At 60.2% G+C, this 17,625-nt stretch carries 18 protein-coding genes and 1 pseudogene; 8 read left to right on the top strand and 11 right to left on the bottom strand.

Annotated elements, in window-relative coordinates:
- The first annotated feature begins 5 nt into the window (after positions 1–5).
- The 5 genes from BK658_RS09045 (at position 6) to BK658_RS09025 (ending at position 7,297) form a co-directional block, all read left to right on the top strand.
- Positions 6–1,781 (top strand): glucan biosynthesis protein G, encoded by a 1,776-nt coding sequence (locus tag BK658_RS09045; protein WP_123582018.1) that lies wholly within the window; start codon positions 6–8, stop codon positions 1,779–1,781.
- Positions 1,774–4,344: a glucans biosynthesis glucosyltransferase MdoH gene (gene mdoH / locus BK658_RS09040; RefSeq protein WP_123582017.1), complete on the top strand. Its 2,571-nt coding sequence runs from the start codon at positions 1,774–1,776 to the stop codon at positions 4,342–4,344. Before BK658_RS09045 ends, mdoH begins: the two co-directional genes overlap by 8 nt.
- Before the next feature lie 330 nt (positions 4,345–4,674).
- Positions 4,675–5,472, top strand: coding sequence for a transporter substrate-binding domain-containing protein (locus BK658_RS09035; RefSeq protein ID WP_123582016.1), 798 nt, complete (start codon positions 4,675–4,677; stop codon positions 5,470–5,472).
- Between the two features lie 138 nt (positions 5,473–5,610).
- Positions 5,611–6,570 (top strand): amino acid ABC transporter permease, encoded by a 960-nt coding sequence (locus BK658_RS09030; protein ID WP_123582015.1) that lies wholly within the window; start codon positions 5,611–5,613, stop codon positions 6,568–6,570.
- A complete protein-coding gene (locus tag BK658_RS09025; protein WP_123582014.1) occupies positions 6,563–7,297 on the top strand; it encodes an amino acid ABC transporter ATP-binding protein in 735 nt (244 codons plus the stop codon). The genes BK658_RS09030 and BK658_RS09025 overlap by 8 nt, the downstream gene beginning before the upstream one ends.
- A 124-nt stretch (positions 7,298–7,421) precedes the next feature.
- Here the strand turns inward: BK658_RS09025 and BK658_RS30705 are convergent, their stop codons facing one another.
- The 11 genes and pseudogenes from BK658_RS30705 to ubiE form a co-directional block, all read right to left on the bottom strand.
- Positions 7,422–8,135, bottom strand: coding sequence for a methyl-accepting chemotaxis protein (locus BK658_RS30705; protein WP_404943173.1), 714 nt, complete (start codon positions 8,133–8,135; stop codon positions 7,422–7,424).
- A gap of 144 nt (positions 8,136–8,279) precedes the next feature.
- Positions 8,280–9,221: pseudogene (locus BK658_RS30700) on the bottom strand (methyl-accepting chemotaxis protein); the annotation flags it as partial.
- A gap of 360 nt (positions 9,222–9,581) precedes the next feature.
- Positions 9,582–10,289, bottom strand: coding sequence for a 16S rRNA (uracil(1498)-N(3))-methyltransferase (locus tag BK658_RS09015; protein ID WP_123582012.1), 708 nt, complete (start codon positions 10,287–10,289; stop codon positions 9,582–9,584).
- Positions 10,286–11,080 (bottom strand): twin-arginine translocase subunit TatC, encoded by a 795-nt coding sequence (gene tatC / locus BK658_RS09010; RefSeq protein ID WP_123582011.1) that lies wholly within the window; start codon positions 11,078–11,080, stop codon positions 10,286–10,288. The genes BK658_RS09015 and tatC overlap by 4 nt, the downstream gene beginning before the upstream one ends.
- Positions 11,077–11,526, bottom strand: a complete 450-nt coding sequence (gene tatB, locus BK658_RS09005; RefSeq protein ID WP_123582010.1) for a Sec-independent protein translocase protein TatB — start codon at positions 11,524–11,526, stop codon at positions 11,077–11,079. The genes tatC and tatB overlap by 4 nt, the downstream gene beginning before the upstream one ends.
- 10 nt (positions 11,527–11,536) lie before the next feature.
- A complete protein-coding gene (locus BK658_RS09000) occupies positions 11,537–11,818 on the bottom strand; it encodes a twin-arginine translocase TatA/TatE family subunit (protein ID WP_123582009.1) in 282 nt (93 codons plus the stop codon).
- Between the two features lie 25 nt (positions 11,819–11,843).
- The gene (locus BK658_RS08995; protein WP_018929162.1) at positions 11,844–12,176 is read right to left on the bottom strand and encodes a phosphoribosyl-ATP diphosphatase; all 333 of its coding nucleotides are present in this window, start codon (positions 12,174–12,176) and stop codon (positions 11,844–11,846) included.
- Positions 12,169–12,567 carry a phosphoribosyl-AMP cyclohydrolase gene (gene hisI, locus BK658_RS08990; RefSeq protein ID WP_123582008.1) on the bottom strand — a complete coding sequence of 133 codons (399 nt, stop codon included), beginning with the start codon at positions 12,565–12,567 and terminating at the stop codon, positions 12,169–12,171. The genes BK658_RS08995 and hisI overlap by 8 nt, the downstream gene beginning before the upstream one ends.
- An 81-nt stretch (positions 12,568–12,648) precedes the next feature.
- Positions 12,649–14,253: a ubiquinone biosynthesis regulatory protein kinase UbiB gene (gene ubiB / locus BK658_RS08985; protein ID WP_123582007.1), complete on the bottom strand. Its 1,605-nt coding sequence runs from the start codon at positions 14,251–14,253 to the stop codon at positions 12,649–12,651.
- Complete coding sequence (locus BK658_RS08980; protein ID WP_123582006.1) at positions 14,250–14,873, bottom strand: ubiquinone biosynthesis accessory factor UbiJ; 624 nt, start codon at positions 14,871–14,873, stop codon at positions 14,250–14,252. The genes ubiB and BK658_RS08980 overlap by 4 nt, the downstream gene beginning before the upstream one ends.
- Positions 14,873–15,643: a bifunctional demethylmenaquinone methyltransferase/2-methoxy-6-polyprenyl-1,4-benzoquinol methylase UbiE gene (gene ubiE / locus BK658_RS08975; RefSeq protein WP_019691358.1), complete on the bottom strand. Its 771-nt coding sequence runs from the start codon at positions 15,641–15,643 to the stop codon at positions 14,873–14,875. Before ubiE ends, BK658_RS08980 begins: the two co-directional genes overlap by 1 nt.
- A gap of 155 nt (positions 15,644–15,798) precedes the next feature.
- Here ubiE and BK658_RS08970 point away from each other — a divergent pair, with 155 nt between their 5' ends.
- The 3 genes from BK658_RS08970 to BK658_RS08960 all read left to right on the top strand — a co-directional run bounded on the left by BK658_RS08970 (position 15,799) and on the right by BK658_RS08960 (position 17,517).
- Positions 15,799–16,074: a polyhydroxyalkanoic acid system family protein gene (locus tag BK658_RS08970; protein ID WP_123582005.1), complete on the top strand. Its 276-nt coding sequence runs from the start codon at positions 15,799–15,801 to the stop codon at positions 16,072–16,074.
- A 248-nt stretch (positions 16,075–16,322) separates the two neighbouring features.
- Positions 16,323–16,745: a phasin family protein gene (locus BK658_RS08965; protein WP_123582004.1), complete on the top strand. Its 423-nt coding sequence runs from the start codon at positions 16,323–16,325 to the stop codon at positions 16,743–16,745.
- 10 nt (positions 16,746–16,755) lie between these two features.
- Positions 16,756–17,517, top strand: a complete 762-nt coding sequence (locus BK658_RS08960) for a phasin family protein (RefSeq protein ID WP_123582003.1) — start codon at positions 16,756–16,758, stop codon at positions 17,515–17,517.
- The last annotated feature ends 108 nt before the right edge of the window (positions 17,518–17,625 follow it).

Below are 17,625 nucleotides of genomic sequence, written 5' to 3'. Positions count from 1 at the left end.
TGCTCGTGATTGTTAGTCCCTGTAATGCACCAAAATTGTCTGCCAAACGGTTACGAAACGCACTGGTGACGGGCTCTGCTTTGCTTTGCCTGCTCAGCGCTGGCCAGCTTTGGGCATTCAATCTGGATGATGTGTCGGCCAAGGCAAAAGAGCTGGCCGGGCAGAAATACGAAGCCCCGCGCAGCAATCTGCCGAACGAATTCCGTGAGATGAAATTTGCGGATTATCAGAAAATTCGTTTCCTGACCGAAAAAGCCGAATGGGCCGACCAGAAAACCCCGTTCAAGCTGTCGTTCTATCACCAGGGCATGCACTTCGATACGCCGGTGAAGATCAACGAAATCTCCGCCAACACCGTTGAAGAGATCAAGTACGACCCTAGTCGTTTCGATTTCGGCGACGTGAAAGTCGATCCTAAATCCACCGAGCAGCTCGGCTATGCCGGCTTCCGTGTGCTGTACCCGATCAACAAGGCCGACAAGCAAGACGAAATCATGACCATGCTCGGCGCGAGCTACTTCCGCGTCGTCGGCAAAGGCCACACCTATGGCCTGTCTGCCCGTGGCCTGGCGATCGACACTGCGCTGCCGTCCGGTGAAGAGTTCCCGCGCTTTACCGAGTTCTGGATTGAGCAGCCCAAGCCGACCGACAAACACCTGGTGATCTACGCCCTGCTGGACTCGCCGCGTGCCACCGGCGCCTACCGCCTGACCCTGCGTCCGGGTAGCGACACGATTGTCGACGTCAAGGCGCAGATGTTCCTGCGTGACAAAGTCAGCAAACTGGGTATCGCGCCTCTGACCAGCATGTTCCTGTTCGGCGCCAACCAGCCGTCGAAAGTGCTCAACTACCGTCGCGAACTGCACGACTCCAGCGGTCTGTCGATCCATGCCGGTAACGGCGAGTGGATCTGGCGCCCGTTGAACAACCCGAAACACCTGGCCGTCAGCAACTTTTCGGTTGAGAACCCGCGTGGTTTCGGCCTGCTACAACGTGGCCGTGATTTCAGCCACTACGAAGACCTCGATGACCGCTACGACAAGCGCCCAAGCGCCTGGATCGAGCCAACAGGCGACTGGGGCAAAGGCACCGTCGACCTCGTAGAGATCCCGACTGCCGACGAAACCAACGACAATATCGTTGCCTTCTGGAGCCCGGAAAAACTCCCTGAGCCAGGTCAACCGCTGGACTTCGCTTACCGTCTGCACTGGACCATCGACGAAGCTGCACTGCACTCGGCAGACAGCGCCTGGGTGCAACAGACCCTGCGCTCCACGGGTGACGTGAAACAGTCCAACCTGATTCGTCAACCGGATGGCAGCGTTGCCTACTTGGTGGACTTCGCCGGGCCGGCCCTGAAGGCGCTGCCAGAAGACGCACCCGTTCGCAGCCAGGTCAGTGTTGGCGACAACGCCGAAGTGGTCGAGAACAGCGTGCGCTACAACCCTGAAACCCAGGGCTGGCGTTTGACCCTGCGCATGAAGATCAAGGACCCAAGCAAATCCACCGAGATGCGTGCTGCGCTGGTCAAGGAAATCGCTTCCCCTGAGCCGGTCAAGGCCTCGGTGCCATACGCCAATTCTTCCATTGCCAAGGCCGACAAGATCGCCGCCAGGCAACTCGAGAAGAAGGAAAAGGAATCCAAGGACGCGAAAGACAAAGATGCCAAGCAGCCTGCCGCTGCCGAAGCAGCCCCTGCCACATCTCCGGCCCCGGATGCAGCCAAGACTGAACAAGTGCTGACCGAGACCTGGAGCTACCAGTTGCCAGCCGATGAGTAATTCCCAAGTACAGCCAGAAACTCTCAATGAGTATCTGGCACACCTGCCAATGACCGATGAGCAGCGCGCAGAACTTGCGGGCTGCTCATCTTTCAGCGAACTGCATGAGCGTCTGTCGTCGCCGACCTTCGACGCACCGGGCGAAGCGAACCAGGCTTCGGTCGGTCGCCGGCTGACCCTCAACTCCGCCGAGGAGCTGGAAGAAGCCGAGATGTTGGCGCTCGACGCCGCCGGTCGTGTGTGTCTGAAGGCAACCCCGCCGATTCGTCGGACCAAGGTCGTGCCCGAGCCATGGCGTACCAATATTCTGGTGCGTGGCTGGCGTCGCCTGACCGGTCGCACCAACCCTCCGGCACCGCCGAAGGATGAGCGCGTGCTGCCGGCGGCTCGCTGGCGTACCGTCGGTTCGATCCGCCGCTACATCCTGTTGGTGTTGATGCTGGGCCAGACCATCGTTGCGGGCTGGTACATGAAAGGCATCATGCCTTACCAGGGCTGGTCGTTCGTCGACCTCAACGAAGTCCTGCACCAACCGCTGATCCAGACTGCCACGCAAGTGCTGCCCTATGCCTTGCAAACCAGCATCCTGATTCTGTTCGGGATTCTGTTCTGCTGGGTATCGGCCGGTTTCTGGACGGCACTGATGGGCTTCCTCGAGTTGCTCACCGGGCACGACAAGTACCGCATTTCCGGCGCCAGCGCCGGCAACGAGCCGATTCCCAAGGACGCTCGCACCGCGTTGGTGATGCCGATCTGCAACGAAGACGTACCGCGGGTGTTCGCCGGTTTGCGCGCGACCTTCGAGTCGGTCGCCGCCACCGGTGACCTGGACCGCTTCGACTTCTTTGTGCTCAGTGACAGTAACGACACCGATATCTGCGTTGCCGAGCAGCAAGCCTGGCTGGACGTCTGCCGCGAAGCCAAGGGCTTTGGCAAGATCTTCTATCGCCGCCGTCGCCGTCGTGTGAAACGCAAAAGCGGCAACCTCGACGACTTCTGCCGTCGTTGGGGCGGTGATTACAAGTACATGGTCGTACTCGACGCCGACAGCGTGATGAGTGGCGAATGCCTGACCAGTCTGGTGCGCTTGATGGAAGCCACGCCGGACGCCGGGATCATTCAGACCGCGCCACGTGCCTCGGGCATGGACACGCTGTATGCGCGCATGCAGCAGTTCGCCACCCGGGTTTACGGTCCGCTGTTTACCGCCGGCTTGCACTTCTGGCAGTTGGGCGAATCCCACTACTGGGGCCACAACGCGATCATCCGCATGAAGCCGTTCATCGAGCACTGCGCCCTGGCGCCGTTGCCCGGTAAAGGCGCGTTTGCAGGGGCGATTCTTTCCCACGACTTCGTTGAAGCTGCGCTGATGCGTCGTGCCGGCTGGGGCGTGTGGATTGCTTACGATCTGCCCGGCAGCTACGAAGAACTGCCGCCGAACCTGCTCGACGAGCTCAAGCGTGACCGTCGCTGGTGCCACGGCAACCTGATGAACTTCCGGCTGTTCCTGGTCAAGGGCATGCACCCGGTGCACCGCGCGGTGTTCCTGACCGGCGTGATGTCGTACCTGTCGGCACCGCTGTGGTTCTTCTTCCTGGTGCTGTCGACGGCGCTGCTGGCGGTCAACACGCTGATGGAGCCGCAGTACTTCATGGAACCACGACAGCTGTATCCGCTGTGGCCACAATGGCACCCGGACAAGGCCGTTGCGTTGTTCTCGACGACCATCGTGCTGCTGTTCCTGCCGAAGTTGCTGAGCATCATCCTGATCTGGGCCAAGGGCGCGAAAGAGTTCGGCGGCAAGTTCAAGGTGACCCTGTCGATGCTGCTGGAGATGCTGTTCTCCATGCTGCTGGCGCCGGTGCGGATGATCTTCCACACCCGTTTCGTACTCGCTGCGTTCCTCGGCTGGGCGGCGACCTGGAACTCGCCACAACGTGACGACGACTCCACGCCGTGGAGCGAAGCGGTACGCCGTCATGGTCCGCAAACCTTGCTGGGCTTTTTCTGGGCCTTGCTGGTGGTCTGGCTGAACCCGAGTTTCCTCTGGTGGCTGGTACCGATCGTCGGTTCGTTGATGCTGTCGATCCCGGTGTCGGTGATCTCCAGCCGCGTGAAACTGGGCCTCAAATCCCGTGACGAGAGCCTGTTCCTGATTCCTGAGGAATACGCACCGCCGCAGGCCTTGCTGGCAACCGATCAGTACACCCACGAAAACCGTTGGCACGCACTGAACGACGGCTTCATCCGCGCCGTGGTCGATCCGCAGCAGAATGCCCTGGCTTGCGCACTGGCGACTTCGCGTCACGGTCAGGCCGAGCCGATCGAGTGGCTGCGTATCGAACGGGTTCGCCATGCGCTGAAAGCCGGCCCTGCCGGGTTGAACAACCATGAACGCCTGCAATTGCTGAGCGATCCGGTGGCATTGGGTCGCCTGCATGAGCAGGTCTGGAGCGAAGGTCACGTCGAGTGGCTGGGTGCCTGGCGAGCGTCGGTGAAAGCCGATCCTCACGCACCGCTGTTACCGCTCAGACCGCTGAGCGCACAGGCACAACCGGCCTGATGAAAAAGCCCCGCTTCTGAAAAGATGCGGGGCTTTTTCTTGGCCCATTGATCGTTCCAACGCTCTGCGTGGGAATGCATCCTGTGACGCTCTGCGTCACGCTTACGAAGGGACGCGGAGCGTCCCGGGCGGCATTCCCACGCTGGAGCATGGGAACGATCATCGGTAAAACAACAAATCCCCTACCACCCCCTTGTGCAAACGGACGAGTGCGTTAGCATCGCCACCCTCTTTGTGCGCCCGGACAACTTTCTGTCCGTAACTGTCGGTTTTAAAAAGAAAATCGGCTTTTTGTGCGCCTGACAACACTATGGGTTAGGGGAGTTGATGATGAAGAAGTATCTCTCGATGCTGCTGCTTGGCGTCACGGCACTGGTTGCCGTCAACGCGGCGCACGCCGGCGCCATCGACGACGCAGTCAAGCGTGGCACGCTGAAAGTCGGCATGGACCCGACCTACATGCCGTTTGAAATGACCAACAAGCGTGGCGAGATCATCGGCTTCGAAGTCGACATCCTCAAAGCCATGGCCAAGGCCATGGGCGTCAAGCTGGAGATGGTCTCCACCGGCTACGACGGGATCATCCCGGCCCTGATGACCGACAAATTCGACATGATCGGCAGTGGCATGACCCTGACCCAGGAACGCAACCTGCGCCTGAATTTCAGCGAACCGTTCATCGTGGTCGGCCAGACATTGCTTATCCGCAAGGAACTGGAAGGCACCATCACCTCCTATAAAGACCTGAACACCGCCGACTACCGCATTACTTCCAAGCTCGGCACCACCGGTGAAATGGTCGCGAAGAAGCTGATCTCCAAGGCCAAGTACCACGGCTACGACAACGAGCAGGAAGCTGTGCTCGACGTGGTCAACGGCAAGGCTGACGCCTTCATCTACGACGCGCCTTACAACGTCGTGGCAGTGAACAAGGTCGGCAACGGCAAACTGGTATTCCTCGACAAGCCGTTTACCTACGAGCCATTGGCCTTCGGTCTGAAGAAGGGTGACTACGACAGCATCAACTTCATCAACAACTTCCTGCACCAGATCCACGAAGACGGCACCTACGATCGTATCCATGACAAGTGGTTCAAAGACTCCGCCTGGCTCAAGGATATGGAATAACACCTGACCCTGATCGTTCCCACGCTCTGCGTGGGAATGCCGCCCGGGACGCTCCGCGTCCCTTCGCAAGCGTGACGCAGAGCGTCACAGGATGCATTCCCACGCAGAGCGTGGGAACGAGTGACAGAGAATTTCGCAATGAAACAGAAAAAAGCCCAATGGCCCTGGCACGTATTGACCGTGCTGGTGCTGATCGGCATGGCTGGCGCCTTGTATTACGCCACCTCGCTGATGTCTTACGAATGGCGCTGGAACCGCGTGCCGCAGTATTTCGCCTATCAGGCCGAAGAAACCCAGCGTGCCGCTGACATTTCCACCGTCAGCGAGCTGGTGCGCACTGGCGGCAAGGCCGAAGTGACCCTGCGCAATGACGCCGGGGTCGAACAGCGGCTGAGCGTTGATGACAACAGCCTGCAAGTGGCCCGTGGCGACGATGTGGCGGAAGGCGATGTGGTTGGCGTGACCCGGCATTGGGCGGCAGGACCGCTGTTGTGGGGCCTGTGGACAACGTTGTGGCTGTCGCTGGTGTCGGGCGTGCTCGGGCTGTTGATCGGCCTGGCGACCGGCCTCTGCCGGCTGTCGAACAACCCGACCCTGCGTGATCTGTCGACCGTCTACATCGAGCTGGTGCGCGGTACGCCGCTGCTGGTGCAGATATTCATCTTCTACTTCTTCATCGGTACGGTGCTGAACCTGTCCCGCGAATTTGCCGGGATCGCCGCACTGTCGCTGTTCACCGGTGCCTATGTGGCCGAGATCATTCGTTCTGGCGTGCAATCGATTGCCCGTGGGCAGAACGAAGCCGCCCGTTCGCTGGGTTTGAGCGCTGGCCAGTCGATGCGCCACGTGGTGTTGCCGCAAGCATTCAAGCGCGTGCTGCCACCGTTGGCCGGGCAGTTCATCAGTCTGGTCAAGGACACTTCGCTGGTGTCGGTCATCGCCATCACCGAGCTGCTCAAGAGTGGCCGTGAAGTTATCACCACCTCGTTCTCGCCGTTCGAAATCCTGTTCTGCGTGGCGGGTCTGTACCTGTTGATCAACCTGCCGCTGTCGAAAATCGCCAGCCGGCTTGAGCGGAGGCTCGCGCAAAGTGATTGAAGTCCGCAATCTGGTAAAAGTCTTCGACACCCGCGGCCAAGTGGTCCGTGCGGTCGATAACGTCACCACCCAGGTGGCCAAGGGCGAAGTGCTGGTGGTGATCGGCCCTTCGGGTTCCGGCAAGTCGACCTTTCTGCGCTGCCTGAATGGCCTGGAAGCATTCGACTCGGGCTCGGTCAGCATCGACGGTCTGCAACTGGCGGACCCGAAAACCGACGTCAATGCTTACCGCCGTGAAGTCGGCATGGTGTTCCAGCACTTCAACCTGTTCCCGCACATGACGGTGCTGGAAAACCTCTGCCTGGCGCAGAAAGTCGTGCGCAAGCGCGGCAAGCAGGAGCGCGAGGCCAAGGCTCTGGCACTGCTGGAAAAAGTTGGCATCGCGCAGAAAGCCCACGAGTTTCCGTCACGCCTCTCTGGCGGTCAGCAACAGCGCGTAGCGATTGCCCGGGCGCTGGCCATGGAGCCTAAGGTGATGTTGTTCGATGAGCCGACGTCGGCGCTGGACCCGGAAATGGTCGGCGAAGTGTTGGACGTGATGAAGACCCTGGCCGTGGAAGGTATGACCATGGTCTGCGTGACCCACGAAATGGGCTTTGCGCGGGAAGTTGCCGATCGGGTGCTGTTCTTCGATCACGGCAAATTGCTCGAAGACGCCTCGCCGGCCGAGTTCTTCGACGCGCCGAAGGACCCGCGAGCTCAAGCGTTTTTGCGGCAGGTTCTCTAACTCCAGCGCTTCTCAGACCGCTATCGCGAGCAGGCTCGCTCCCACAGTCGATTTTCGGTGTGCACACTATTTGTGCTTCACACAGGACACCTGTGGGAGCGAGCCTGCTCGCGACGGCATCACCTCAAACCCTGAACTTGCCCACCAGCATCTGCAGATGGGTGCCCAGCCGTGCCAGCTCGACGCTGGAGGCCGCGGTTTCTTCGCTGGCGGCCGAGGTCTGGTCGGAAACGTCGCGCACGTTCAGCACGCTGCGGTTGATCTCCTCGGCCACGGCGCTTTGTTGTTCGGCGGCTGCAGCGATCTGCTGGTTCATCGCCTGAATCGCCGAGACCGTGCGAGTGATGTTGGACAGCGAACCGCCAGCGCGGCGAGTCAGTTCAACGCTGCTGTCGGTGAGGCTACGGCTGTTTTCCATGATGGTGGCGACCTGCTGTGTACCGCTTTGCAGGCCGACAATCAGCTCTTCGATCTCTTCGGTGGACTTCTGGGTGCGTTGCGCCAGGCTGCGCACTTCGTCGGCAACCACGGCAAAACCACGTCCGGCTTCACCGGCCCGTGCAGCCTCGATGGCGGCGTTGAGGGCCAGCAGGTTGGTTTGTTGGGCCACGGACTTGATCACATCCAGCACGCTGCCGATCTTGTCGCTCTCACGCTTGAGATGCCCCATGGCTTCTGTGGAGTTGCCCACTTCGGTCGCCAGACGTTCGATCTGAGCGATGGCTTCGCCGACCACCTTGTCGCCTTCGCGGGCCTGCTGGTCAGCGGCGACGGCGGCTTCCGATGCTTCCTCGGCGTTGCGTGCGACTTCCTGCACGGTGGCGGCCATTTCGTTCATGGCGGTGGCCACCTGGTCGGTTTCAATCTTCTGGTTGTTGACCCCGGCGCTGGTCTGCTCGGTCACGGCAGAGAGTTCTTCGGCAGCGCTGGCGATCTGTGTCACGCCTTCGCTGATACCGCCGATCAATTCACGCAGGCCAACGGTCATGTTCTGCATGGCGCATTGCAGTTGGCCGAGTTCATCGCGACGCTGGGAAATGAGGTTGTGAGTCAGGTCCCCGGCGGCTACGCGCTCGGCGACTTTGAGGGTCTGGTTCAGCGGGATAACGATCTGTCGGGTAATGGCCCAGGCTGCGAGCAGGCCGAACGCCAGCGCCAGCGCGGTCGCCAGCAGCAGGGTGTTTTTGGCATGGGTGGCTTCGGTGTCACGCACGATAGTTTGTGCGGCGGAGAGTTTCTTGCTCAGCTCGAACAGCAAGTCGCCTTGCTTGGCCATGTCCTTGAGGGCGGTGGCACTGGCCACCTGGGAGTCGCGGTATTGGCTGACGGCTGCGCGGTAGGCGATCAACGAGTCGGTAGCTTGTTGCAGGTTGGCGGTGTGTTGCTCCGGGAGTTTTTCCGGCAGGGCCTTGAGGTACTTCAAGGCGTTGTCGATGGCGTCCAGCGCCGGTTGCTCAGCCTCGACCTTGCCGCTGTAGGTGTAGCCACGCACCTGGAAGCGTGCCTGCTGGATCAACTTGCCCAGCTCGATGACGCTGTTGAACTGGGTGACGCTGTCGCCTTGCAGCAGGACCTTTTCGACTTCTGCCACGCGAGCTACGGCGTTGTCGGCGCTGGCGCCGAGTTTGGCGCGGGCCGCTTCGCGGTTGGTGGTGGCCTGGGTCATGTCGGCAAAGGCGTGTCTGTACTCGCTGACGGCTTCGACCTGCAGATTGAGCATCGCCACATTAGCCGGTTGCACGATCACCTTGAGAGCGCCTTGCAGGCCCTCTTCAAGCTTGCCCAACAAGTCACTGACCGCTGCCGGACCTTGTTCGCCGCGACGCATTTCATAGTCCAGACGAGCAATGCGCAGGTCTTTGGTCAGCTCATTGAGGCTGGAAATGTACCCGAGCTTGTCACCGCGGCTGATGATGCTGCTCATGCCCGTCCAGCCATTCACGGTGATCAGCAGGGTCAGGAGCAACACCAGGCCAAAGCCGATGCCAAGCTTGCGATTGACGCTCACATTTCCCAAGTGTTCGGCTAACCATCGGTACATGCTGCGACTCCCTATGACCATGTTGATTGGATTTATAGAGAGACTATCGGCGAGCACATGGTTTTCTGTAGGCCGCTGCAATGTCTGGGTCGGTAGTCACTTGTGGCGAGGGAGCTTGCTCCCGCTTGGGCGCGAAGCGGCCATCGCTTTTTTCGAGCAAGAACGCATCCACCGATTTTACGACTGCTTTGCCCGAACGCGGACCGGCCGAACGGGAGCAAGCTCCCTCGCCACAGGGCTGTGTTAGAACAACCGCGAAAGCAGGGCAGTGACGGCAGTTTCGACCCGCAGGATGCGGTCGCCGAGCTGTACCGGTTGCAGGCCGGCCTTGGTCAGCAGGTCGACTTCGTAAGGGATCCAGCCGCCTTCCGGGCCAATGGCCAGGGTTACCGGTTCGTCCAGCCCGCGGGGGCAGGGCGGGTACTGGCCGGGGTGGCCAATCAGCCCGAGGGTGCCGTCGGCGATGGTCGGCAGGCGGTCTTCGACGAAGGGCTTGAAGCGTTTCTCGATAACGATCTCGGGCAGCACGCTGTCGCGAGCCTGTTCAAGCCCGAGGATCAGTTGCTCACGGATGGCCTCGGGTTCGAGGAACGGCGTCTGCCAGAAGCTCTTCTCGACCCGATAGCTGTTCACCAGCACGATTCGCGGCACACCCATGGCAGCCACCGTCTGGAACACTCGGCGCAGCATCTTCGGCCGCGGCAGGGCCAGCAGCAGGGTCAGCGGCAGCTTGGCCGGTGGCGGTTGGTCGAGGGTGACACGCAACTCGGCTTCGTCGGCCTCCAGGCGCAGCAACTCGGCCGAGCCCATCAAGCCGCCGATACGCCCGACCCGCAGGCTGTCACCGACCGCCGCACGATGCACTTCCTGCATGTGGGTCAGTCGGCGATCGCGCAGGATCACCCGGTCGGCCGCAATGAAATCGGCCTCTTCGAGGAGCAGCAGGTTCACGGTTGAGTCGCTGGCGGCTGGTCGTTGTGATCGTCCACCGGCTGGTCATCCGCCGGTTTTTCGCGTTTGCTGACCAGGCTGCCAAACACTATGCCGATCTCGAACAACAGCCACATCGGCACGGCCAGCAGGGTCTGCGAGAAGATGTCCGGCGGGGTCAGGATCATGCCGACCACGAAGCAGCCGATGACCACGTACGGGCGGATCTTCTTCAGGTATTTGACGTCGACCACACCGATCCACACCAGCAGCACCACGGCCACCGGGATCTCGAACGCCACGCCAAAGGCGAAGAACAGCGTCATGACGAAATCCAGGTAACTGGTGATGTCGGTCATCATTTCCACGCCCGCCGGAGTGGCCGAGGCGAAGAACTTGAAGATCAGCGGGAACACCAGGAAGTAGGCGAACGCCATGCCGGTGTAGAACAACAGGATGCTGGAGACCAGCAGCGGCACCGCGATGCGCTTTTCATGCTTGTACAGGCCCGGCGCGATGAAGCCCCAGATCTGATGCAGGATCACCGGGATCGCCAGGAACAGCGAGACCATCATGGTCAGCTTCAACGGCGTCAGGAACGGCGAGGACACGTCTGTGGCGATCATTGTCGCGCCGGCCGGCAAGTACTGGCGCAGCGGAATCGAGACGAAGGTGTAGATCTGCTGGGTGAAGGCAAACAGCCCGGCGAAGATCAGGAAGATCGCCGCGACGCAGCGCAGCAGGCGAGTACGCAACTCGGTGAGGTGCGAAACCAGCGGCATGTGCTGGTCGGATTCCGGAATATCGCTCATGGGGCTCGTGGCGGCAGTGTTGGGTCGTGGGGAGCCGGCGCAGTAGTTGCCGCCGCAGGAGTAACAGGCGCTGTCGGTGACGCAGAAACGACCGCTGGAGGCGGCTCGACCGGTGTTGCGACAGCCGCAGTTTCGGCAACAGGCGCAGGCGCCTGGACCGTTTGCTCGGCTACCGTTTCGACTGGCGTCGGCTGTTGCTGGGTGGGCGAGAGGATTTTGCGGGCCTCTTGTTCCAGCGACAGAATGTGCTCGTTGTGCAGTTGCCGGCGAATCTCGTCGGCACCGATTTCACGTTCAACTTCCTGTTTGATCGCGTTAAAGCTGCGCTTCAGGCGTCCGATCCACAGGCCGGCGGTGCGCGCAGCGCCCGGCAGACGCTCGGGGCCCAGCACCAGCAGGGCAACGAGGCCGACAAGCAGCAGTTCAGAGAAGCTGATACCGAACATTAGTCTGCGCTCACGAGTCTTTGCGGGTCGGCTCTTCGACTTTATGGGCCTGCACGTCGATGGTGTGCGGCTCCTTCAGTGTCGAGGCCTGTGGCTGCACCGGCGCTGCTGGCTGTGCAGTGGTCGGCGGCACGACGGGTTCGGCAGGCTTCTCTTCATCGTTCATGGCTTTGCGAAAGCCCTTGATCGTTTCGCCGACGTCGGTACCGAGGTTTTTCAGTTTTTTGGTGCCAAATACCAGTACTACGACAATCAGGATGACGATCCAGTGTTTCCAGTCAAAAATGCCCATGTTGCTGCTCCTCTCTAATAGTTATTCAGGCGGACGGGCGCGAGGCTTTCTCGACGTGACCGGACAGGCCGAAGCGACGGTCCAGCTCATCGAGGACAGCCTGCGGATGCTGCCCCAGTTGGGCGAGCATGACCATACTATGGAACCACAGGTCAGCGGTTTCGTAGATTACATCACTGCAATCTCCGCTGATGGCGGCGTCTTTGGCGGCAATGATCGTCTCGACTGATTCTTCGCCGACTTTTTCCAGAATCTTGTTCAAGCCCTTGTGATAAAGGCTGGCGACATAAGAGCTGTCGGCGGCAGCGCCTTTACGCTCTTCCAGCACTTGGGCCAGACGGGTCAGGGTGTCAGTCATGTTTGTGGTCCGAATAGATGGCGTGCGGGTCCTTGAGCACCGGGTCGACGGTTTTCCAGTCGCCGTTTTCATAGACGCGGTAGAAGCAGCTTTGGCGGCCGGTATGACAGGCGATGTCGCCGATCTGCTCGACCATCAGAATGATCACGTCGGCGTCACAGTCCAGGCGCATCTCATGCAGTGTTTGCATATGACCGGACTCTTCGCCCTTGCGCCACAGCTTGCCTCGCGAACGTGACCAGTAGATGGCGCGGTTCTCGGCGGCGGTCAGTTCCAGCGCTTCGCGGTTCATCCAGGCCATCATCAGCACGCGCCCGGTTTTATGATCCTGGGCGATCGCCGGCACCAGGCCGTCGCTGTCCCATTTGATCTCGTCCAGCCAATCTTTCATCTTCGACTCCGACAGCGGGCTCGACACTTCAGTAGTGGAACCCTGGCGTTGAAACAGTGTGCCAGTGCTTGGGGACTCTGGCTATCGTCGAACGATCAGATACAAGCCCACGGCCACCATGATTGCGCCGGGCCAATGGCCGAGTCCGTCCAGGGGGCCGCCGGCCAGCAGGATCGCGCCGCCCGCCAGATGCGCGGTGCCGAGCAGGCGCAGGAACCAGTCGTCCGAGCGACGATGCCAGGCCGGTGGCGGGTTTACGGCGTGTGGCTGCGACAGGCGATCGAGCAGGTCACGGGTCATGTTGGCCAGGTGCGGCAGTTGCTCGACCTGGTTGTGCAGGTTACCGAGCAAGGTTTTCGGGCTTACGCGCTCGCGCATCCAGCGTTCAAGGAACGGCTGGGCGGTGTTCCACAGGTCCAGCTCCGGGTACAACTGACGGCCCAGGCCTTCAATGTTGAGCAGGGTTTTCTGTAAAAGAACCAGTTGCGGCTGCACTTCCATGTTGAAGCGTCGCGCCGTCTGGAACAGGCGCATCAGCACCTGACCGAAGGAAATGTCTTTCAACGGTTTTTCGAAAATCGGTTCGCAGACTGTACGGATTGCCGCTTCGAATTCGTTGAGTTTGGTTTCCGCCGGCACCCAGCCCGAATCGATGTGCAATTGGGCAACGCGGCGATAGTCGCGCTTGAAGAAGGCGAACAGGTTGCGTGCCAGATAGTCCTGGTCTTCAGGCGTCAGGCTGCCGACGATCCCGCAGTCGATCGCGATGTACTGCGGGCTCCACGGCTGCACGGTGCTGACGAAGATGTTGCCGGGGTGCATGTCGGCGTGGAAGAAGCTGTCGCGGAACACTTGGGTGAAGAAGATTTCCACACCACGCTCCGCGAGCATTTTCATGTCGGTGCGCTGGTCGGCGAGGGTCGCGAGGTCCGTGACCTGAATCCCGTAGATACGCTCCATCACCAGGACTTTTGGCCGGCACCAGTCCCAGTAGACCTGCGGCACGTACAGCAGCGGCGAGCCGTCGAAGTTGCGCCTCAACTGGCTGGCATTAGCGGCTTCGCGCAGCAGGTCGAGTTCGTCGAAGATGGTCTTTTCGTAGTCGCTGACCACGTCCACCGGGTGCAGCAGACGGGCGTCGGCCGAGAGTTTTTCCGCTGCGCGGGCGAGGATGAACAGCCAGGCCAGGTCTTGCGCGATCACGGGTTTGAGGCCCGGGCGTATGACCTTGACCACCACTTCTTCGCCGCTCTTCAACTGCGCCGCATGAACTTGCGCCACTGAGGCCGAAGCCAGTGGCTCGATGTCGAATCGGCTGAACACATCGCTGATTTTCTTGCCCAGCTGTTCTTCGATCAGCTTGACCGCTACCTGCGAGTCAAACGGCGGCACACGGTCCTGCAACAGCATCAGCTCATCGGCGATGTCTTCGGGCAGCAGGTCGCGGCGGGTCGAAAGAATCTGTCCGAACTTGATGAAGATCGGTCCCAGGTCCTGCAAGGCCAGCCGCAGTCGCGCACCCCGGCTCAGGTCCAGGGTTTTACGCGGAAACCAGCGCCACGGCAGCGCATAACGCAGCCCCAGCAGGAACCACGGCAGTGGCAGGGCGAACAGCAGGTCATCGAGGCGGTAGCGGATCACGACGCGCTGGATGCGCAACAAACGGCGGACGGCAAGCAGCTTCATGCGTTATCGCTTGAATCAAGGGATCGGGAAAGACGCTCGAAGCGCGCCTCAAGACGTTCCAGATCAAGTTTGATCTGGTCCAGTTCACTAAACCGCGCTTCGGCTTCGCGCTGGCCGACGAGGGCGCGCGATTCTTCGGCGAGGTATTCGGCAAGATTCTGGTTCAGGCTGGTGAAACCTTGCTGATACCAGCGTGCGCGGCTGCGCAGGTGACCGCCCAGCAGATGCGTGGCGACCGGGCCGAGCCAGCGCGAGAGTTCGTATTCCCAGTCCAGCTCCAGGTCTTGAAGGACGGACGCCAGCGCCAGCAGCACGCCACTGTCGCCGTCGAGTTCAACTTCGGGTCCATGCAGGACCGACGTCTTGTCCTTGCTCAGGGCCAGCTTGAGCAGGCTTGCCGCCGGTGCGCGCAAGGTGCAGTCGGCATCCGCGGCCCAGTGTGCTGCCAGCATCAGGCCTTCGTCGCTGGGCACAATGAACATCTGCAACGCCGGGCTGCGGCAATCGAGGGCAATGACCTTGCCGTTCAAAGGCGCCAGACGTGGCAGCGCCGTGCTGTCGAGCCGCAGTACCCGGTTGAGGCCGAGTTCGACGCTGGCGAGCAGGCCGGCGAGCAGCATCAGGGTTTGATGCCGCGGTGCAGGGCGACGATGCCTGCGGTCATGTTGTGGTAGGTCACGCGGTCGAAACCGGCGTCGACCATCATCGACTTCAGGGTTTCCTGATTCGGGTGCATGCGGATCGATTCGGCCAGGTAGCGATAGCTTTCCGAGTCATTGGTGATCAGCTTGCCCATCAACGGCATGAAGGCGAATGAGTAGGCGTCGTAGGCTTTGGACATCAGTGCGTTGGTCGGTTTGGAGAACTCCAGCACCAGCAAGCGACCGCCCGGCTTGAGCACCCGCAGCATGGAGCGCAGGGCGTCTTCCTTGTGGGTGACGTTGCGCAGGCCGAACGCGATGGTCACGCAGTCGAAGTGGTTGTCCGGGAACGGCAGCTTTTCAGCGTCGGCCTGAACGAACTCGACGTTGCCGGCCACACCCAGATCCAGCAGGCGGTCACGACCGACCTTGAGCATGGATTCGTTGATGTCGGCGAGCACGACCTGGCCGGTCGGACCGACAAGGTGCGAGAATTTTCTGGTCAGGTCGCCGGTGCCGCCGGCGATGTCCAGCACGCGGTTGCCGGTGCGAACCCCCGACAGTTCAATCGCGAAACGCTTCCACAGACGGTGCATGCCGCCCGACAGGAGGTCGTTCATCAGGTCGTATTTGGCGGCTACCGAGTGGAAAACCTCAGCGACTTTTTCCGCTTTCTGGCTTTCCGGAACGTTTTTGAAGCCGAAGTGAGTGGTGGGTTCGGCATCGCTGCCTTTGCGCTGATCAGTCATATCGCTGTCACCAAAAGAGAATGCGCGACATTCTAATCCCGCAGGCATGCTTTGTCTTGGCAAGGCTGAAGGTAAGATAGGCAACCGCCCGGACGTTTTGACGCAGCAGGGGTCAGAATGTTTGAGGCAAGTCCCGATAAAGCAGGAGTCATTCAGTGGCCCATATTAGTGTTGAGCGTGCCCATGGCCTGGGTAAGGAAGCAGCCCGCGAGAAGGCTGACAAACTGGCGGAAAAATTGGCTGCGCAATATGGCCTGGAACCTCAATGGTCGGGTGACACCCTGAACCTCAAGCGTCCCGGAGTAAAAGGTGCGGTCTATGTGGGCGACACCTCGATCAGGGTCGATGTCGAACTCGGTCTGTTGATGTCAGCCATGAGCGGCACCATCAAGTCGGAAATCGAAAGAGCCCTCGATAAAGCATTGGTCTGACTCTCATTCTCTCTGTGGAATGAGAACCCTGTGGGAGCGAGCCTGCTCGCGATGGCGGAGTATCAGGCCGCATCAATGGTGAATGATAAGCCGCTATCACGAGCAGGCTCGCTCCCACAATAGAACGCTGTCATCCGCATTGTTTATGTCAGTTGTTAGGGTGCCGTTTCTAATTTTTCTCACTACGTTGTGCCTGAGCCCGACGCTTGACGGGCAGTTCCTCAAACCTTCTGCGCGTGAGGTGCACCATGGCCAAAGTTACTTTGAAGAAAAAAACTGACGTTCAGCCGACTGCGTTGAACGAAGTGAAATCCTATGCCCGCAAGATCTGGCTGGCAGGCCTGGGTGCCTACACCAAGGTCGGTCATGAAGGCAGCGAGTACTTTCAGGAGTTGATCAAGGCTGGTCAAACTATTGAAAAGAAAGGCAAAAAGGTAGTTGCCGAAAAGCTTGAAGCGGCCAATGCCGAGATTGATGAAGCCAAGAGTGAAGTCAGCAGCCTGAAAGGCAAAGTCGAAGTTCAACTCGATAAGGTCGAGCGGGCCTTTGATACGCGTGTCGCCAGTACCTTGAATCGTATCGGCATTGCGTCTAAACATGACGTTGAGACACTCTCTGCTAAGCTCGATGAGCTGACGGCATTGCTCGAACGCGTCGCGCGTAAACATTAAGGAGAACGGGATGGCTGGCAAAAAGAACACCGAGAAAGAAGGCAGCTCGTGGATTGGGAAAGTCGAAGACTACTCCCGCAAAATCTGGCTTGCTGGTTTAGGCGTGTACTCGAAGATCGACACTGACGGCAGCAAACTCTTCGAGTCATTGGTTAAGGATGGCGAGAAAGCCGAGAAGCTCACCAAGAGCGCTGTCGGCAAAACTGTCGATGCTGCCAAAGACTCTGCTCAATCGGCCAAGTCGCGTATCAGCGGCGTCAAAGATCGCGCGCTGGGCAAGTGGGACGAACTGGAAGGGGCTTTCGACAAGCGCCTGAACAGCGCCATTTCGCGTCTTGGCGTGCCAAGCCGCAATGAAGTCAAAGCGCTGCACAGCAAGGTCGACACTCTGACCAAGCAAATCGAAAAACTCACCGGGGCCAAGGTTGCGCCTGTTGCCGCTAAAACGGCAGCAGCCAAACCAGCGGCTAAAACTGCCGCCAAACCCCTGGTAAAAGCGGCCGCGAAACCGGCTGCCAAACCAGCGGCTAAAGCGCCAGCCAAGCCAGCAGCTAAAACCGCGGCAGCCAAACCTGCAGCGGCCAAACCGGCTGCTGCGAAGAAGCCGGTAGCCAAAAAGCCTGCAGCCCCGAAAGCGGCCGCACCGAAACCAGCAGTGGCCGCCGCCAACCCGGCAGCACCGGTCAGCCCGGCGAACTCCGCCGCGGCGCCAACCCCTGCTGTGACCCCGACTGTAACGCCAGCCCCATCGGCGCCAACCAGTCAGTCCTGATTAACCCAGGGCACGCAAAAACGCCCGGCCTGCTAAGGTCGGGCGTTTTTGTTTGTACATACATTTTTCATACGATCGTTCCCACGCTCTGCGTGGGAATGCCTCACC

The organism is Pseudomonas brassicacearum (genome assembly GCF_003732175.1).
GTDB classification, from domain to species: domain Bacteria; phylum Pseudomonadota; class Gammaproteobacteria; order Pseudomonadales; family Pseudomonadaceae; genus Aquipseudomonas; species Aquipseudomonas brassicacearum_G.
Note: the sequence above shows the minus strand (reverse complement) of the source record. Positions and strands in the feature narration are given on the sequence as shown.

Coding starts and splice junctions, on each gene's coding strand:
- mdoH (WP_123582017.1), top strand. CDS start 1,774: ATGAGTAATTCCCAAGTACAGCCAGAAACTCTCAATGAGTATCTGGCA.
- BK658_RS09035 (WP_123582016.1), top strand. CDS start 4,675: ATGAAGAAGTATCTCTCGATGCTGCTGCTTGGCGTCACGGCACTGGTT.
- BK658_RS09030 (WP_123582015.1), top strand. CDS start 5,611: ATGAAACAGAAAAAAGCCCAATGGCCCTGGCACGTATTGACCGTGCTG.
- BK658_RS30705 (WP_404943173.1), bottom strand. CDS start 8,135: ATGAACGAAATGGCCGCCACCGTGCAGGAAGTCGCACGCAACGCCGAG.
- tatC (WP_123582011.1), bottom strand. CDS start 11,080: ATGAGCGATATTCCGGAATCCGACCAGCACATGCCGCTGGTTTCGCAC.
- tatB (WP_123582010.1), bottom strand. CDS start 11,526: ATGTTCGGTATCAGCTTCTCTGAACTGCTGCTTGTCGGCCTCGTTGCC.
- BK658_RS09000 (WP_123582009.1), bottom strand. CDS start 11,818: ATGGGCATTTTTGACTGGAAACACTGGATCGTCATCCTGATTGTCGTA.
- BK658_RS08995 (WP_018929162.1), bottom strand. CDS start 12,176: ATGACTGACACCCTGACCCGTCTGGCCCAAGTGCTGGAAGAGCGTAAA.
- hisI (WP_123582008.1), bottom strand. CDS start 12,567: ATGAAAGATTGGCTGGACGAGATCAAATGGGACAGCGACGGCCTGGTG.
- ubiB (WP_123582007.1), bottom strand. CDS start 14,253: ATGAAGCTGCTTGCCGTCCGCCGTTTGTTGCGCATCCAGCGCGTCGTG.
- BK658_RS08980 (WP_123582006.1), bottom strand. CDS start 14,873: ATGCTGCTCGCCGGCCTGCTCGCCAGCGTCGAACTCGGCCTCAACCGG.
- ubiE (WP_019691358.1), bottom strand. CDS start 15,643: ATGACTGATCAGCGCAAAGGCAGCGATGCCGAACCCACCACTCACTTC.
- BK658_RS08965 (WP_123582004.1), top strand. CDS start 16,323: ATGGCCAAAGTTACTTTGAAGAAAAAAACTGACGTTCAGCCGACTGCG.
- BK658_RS08960 (WP_123582003.1), top strand. CDS start 16,756: ATGGCTGGCAAAAAGAACACCGAGAAAGAAGGCAGCTCGTGGATTGGG.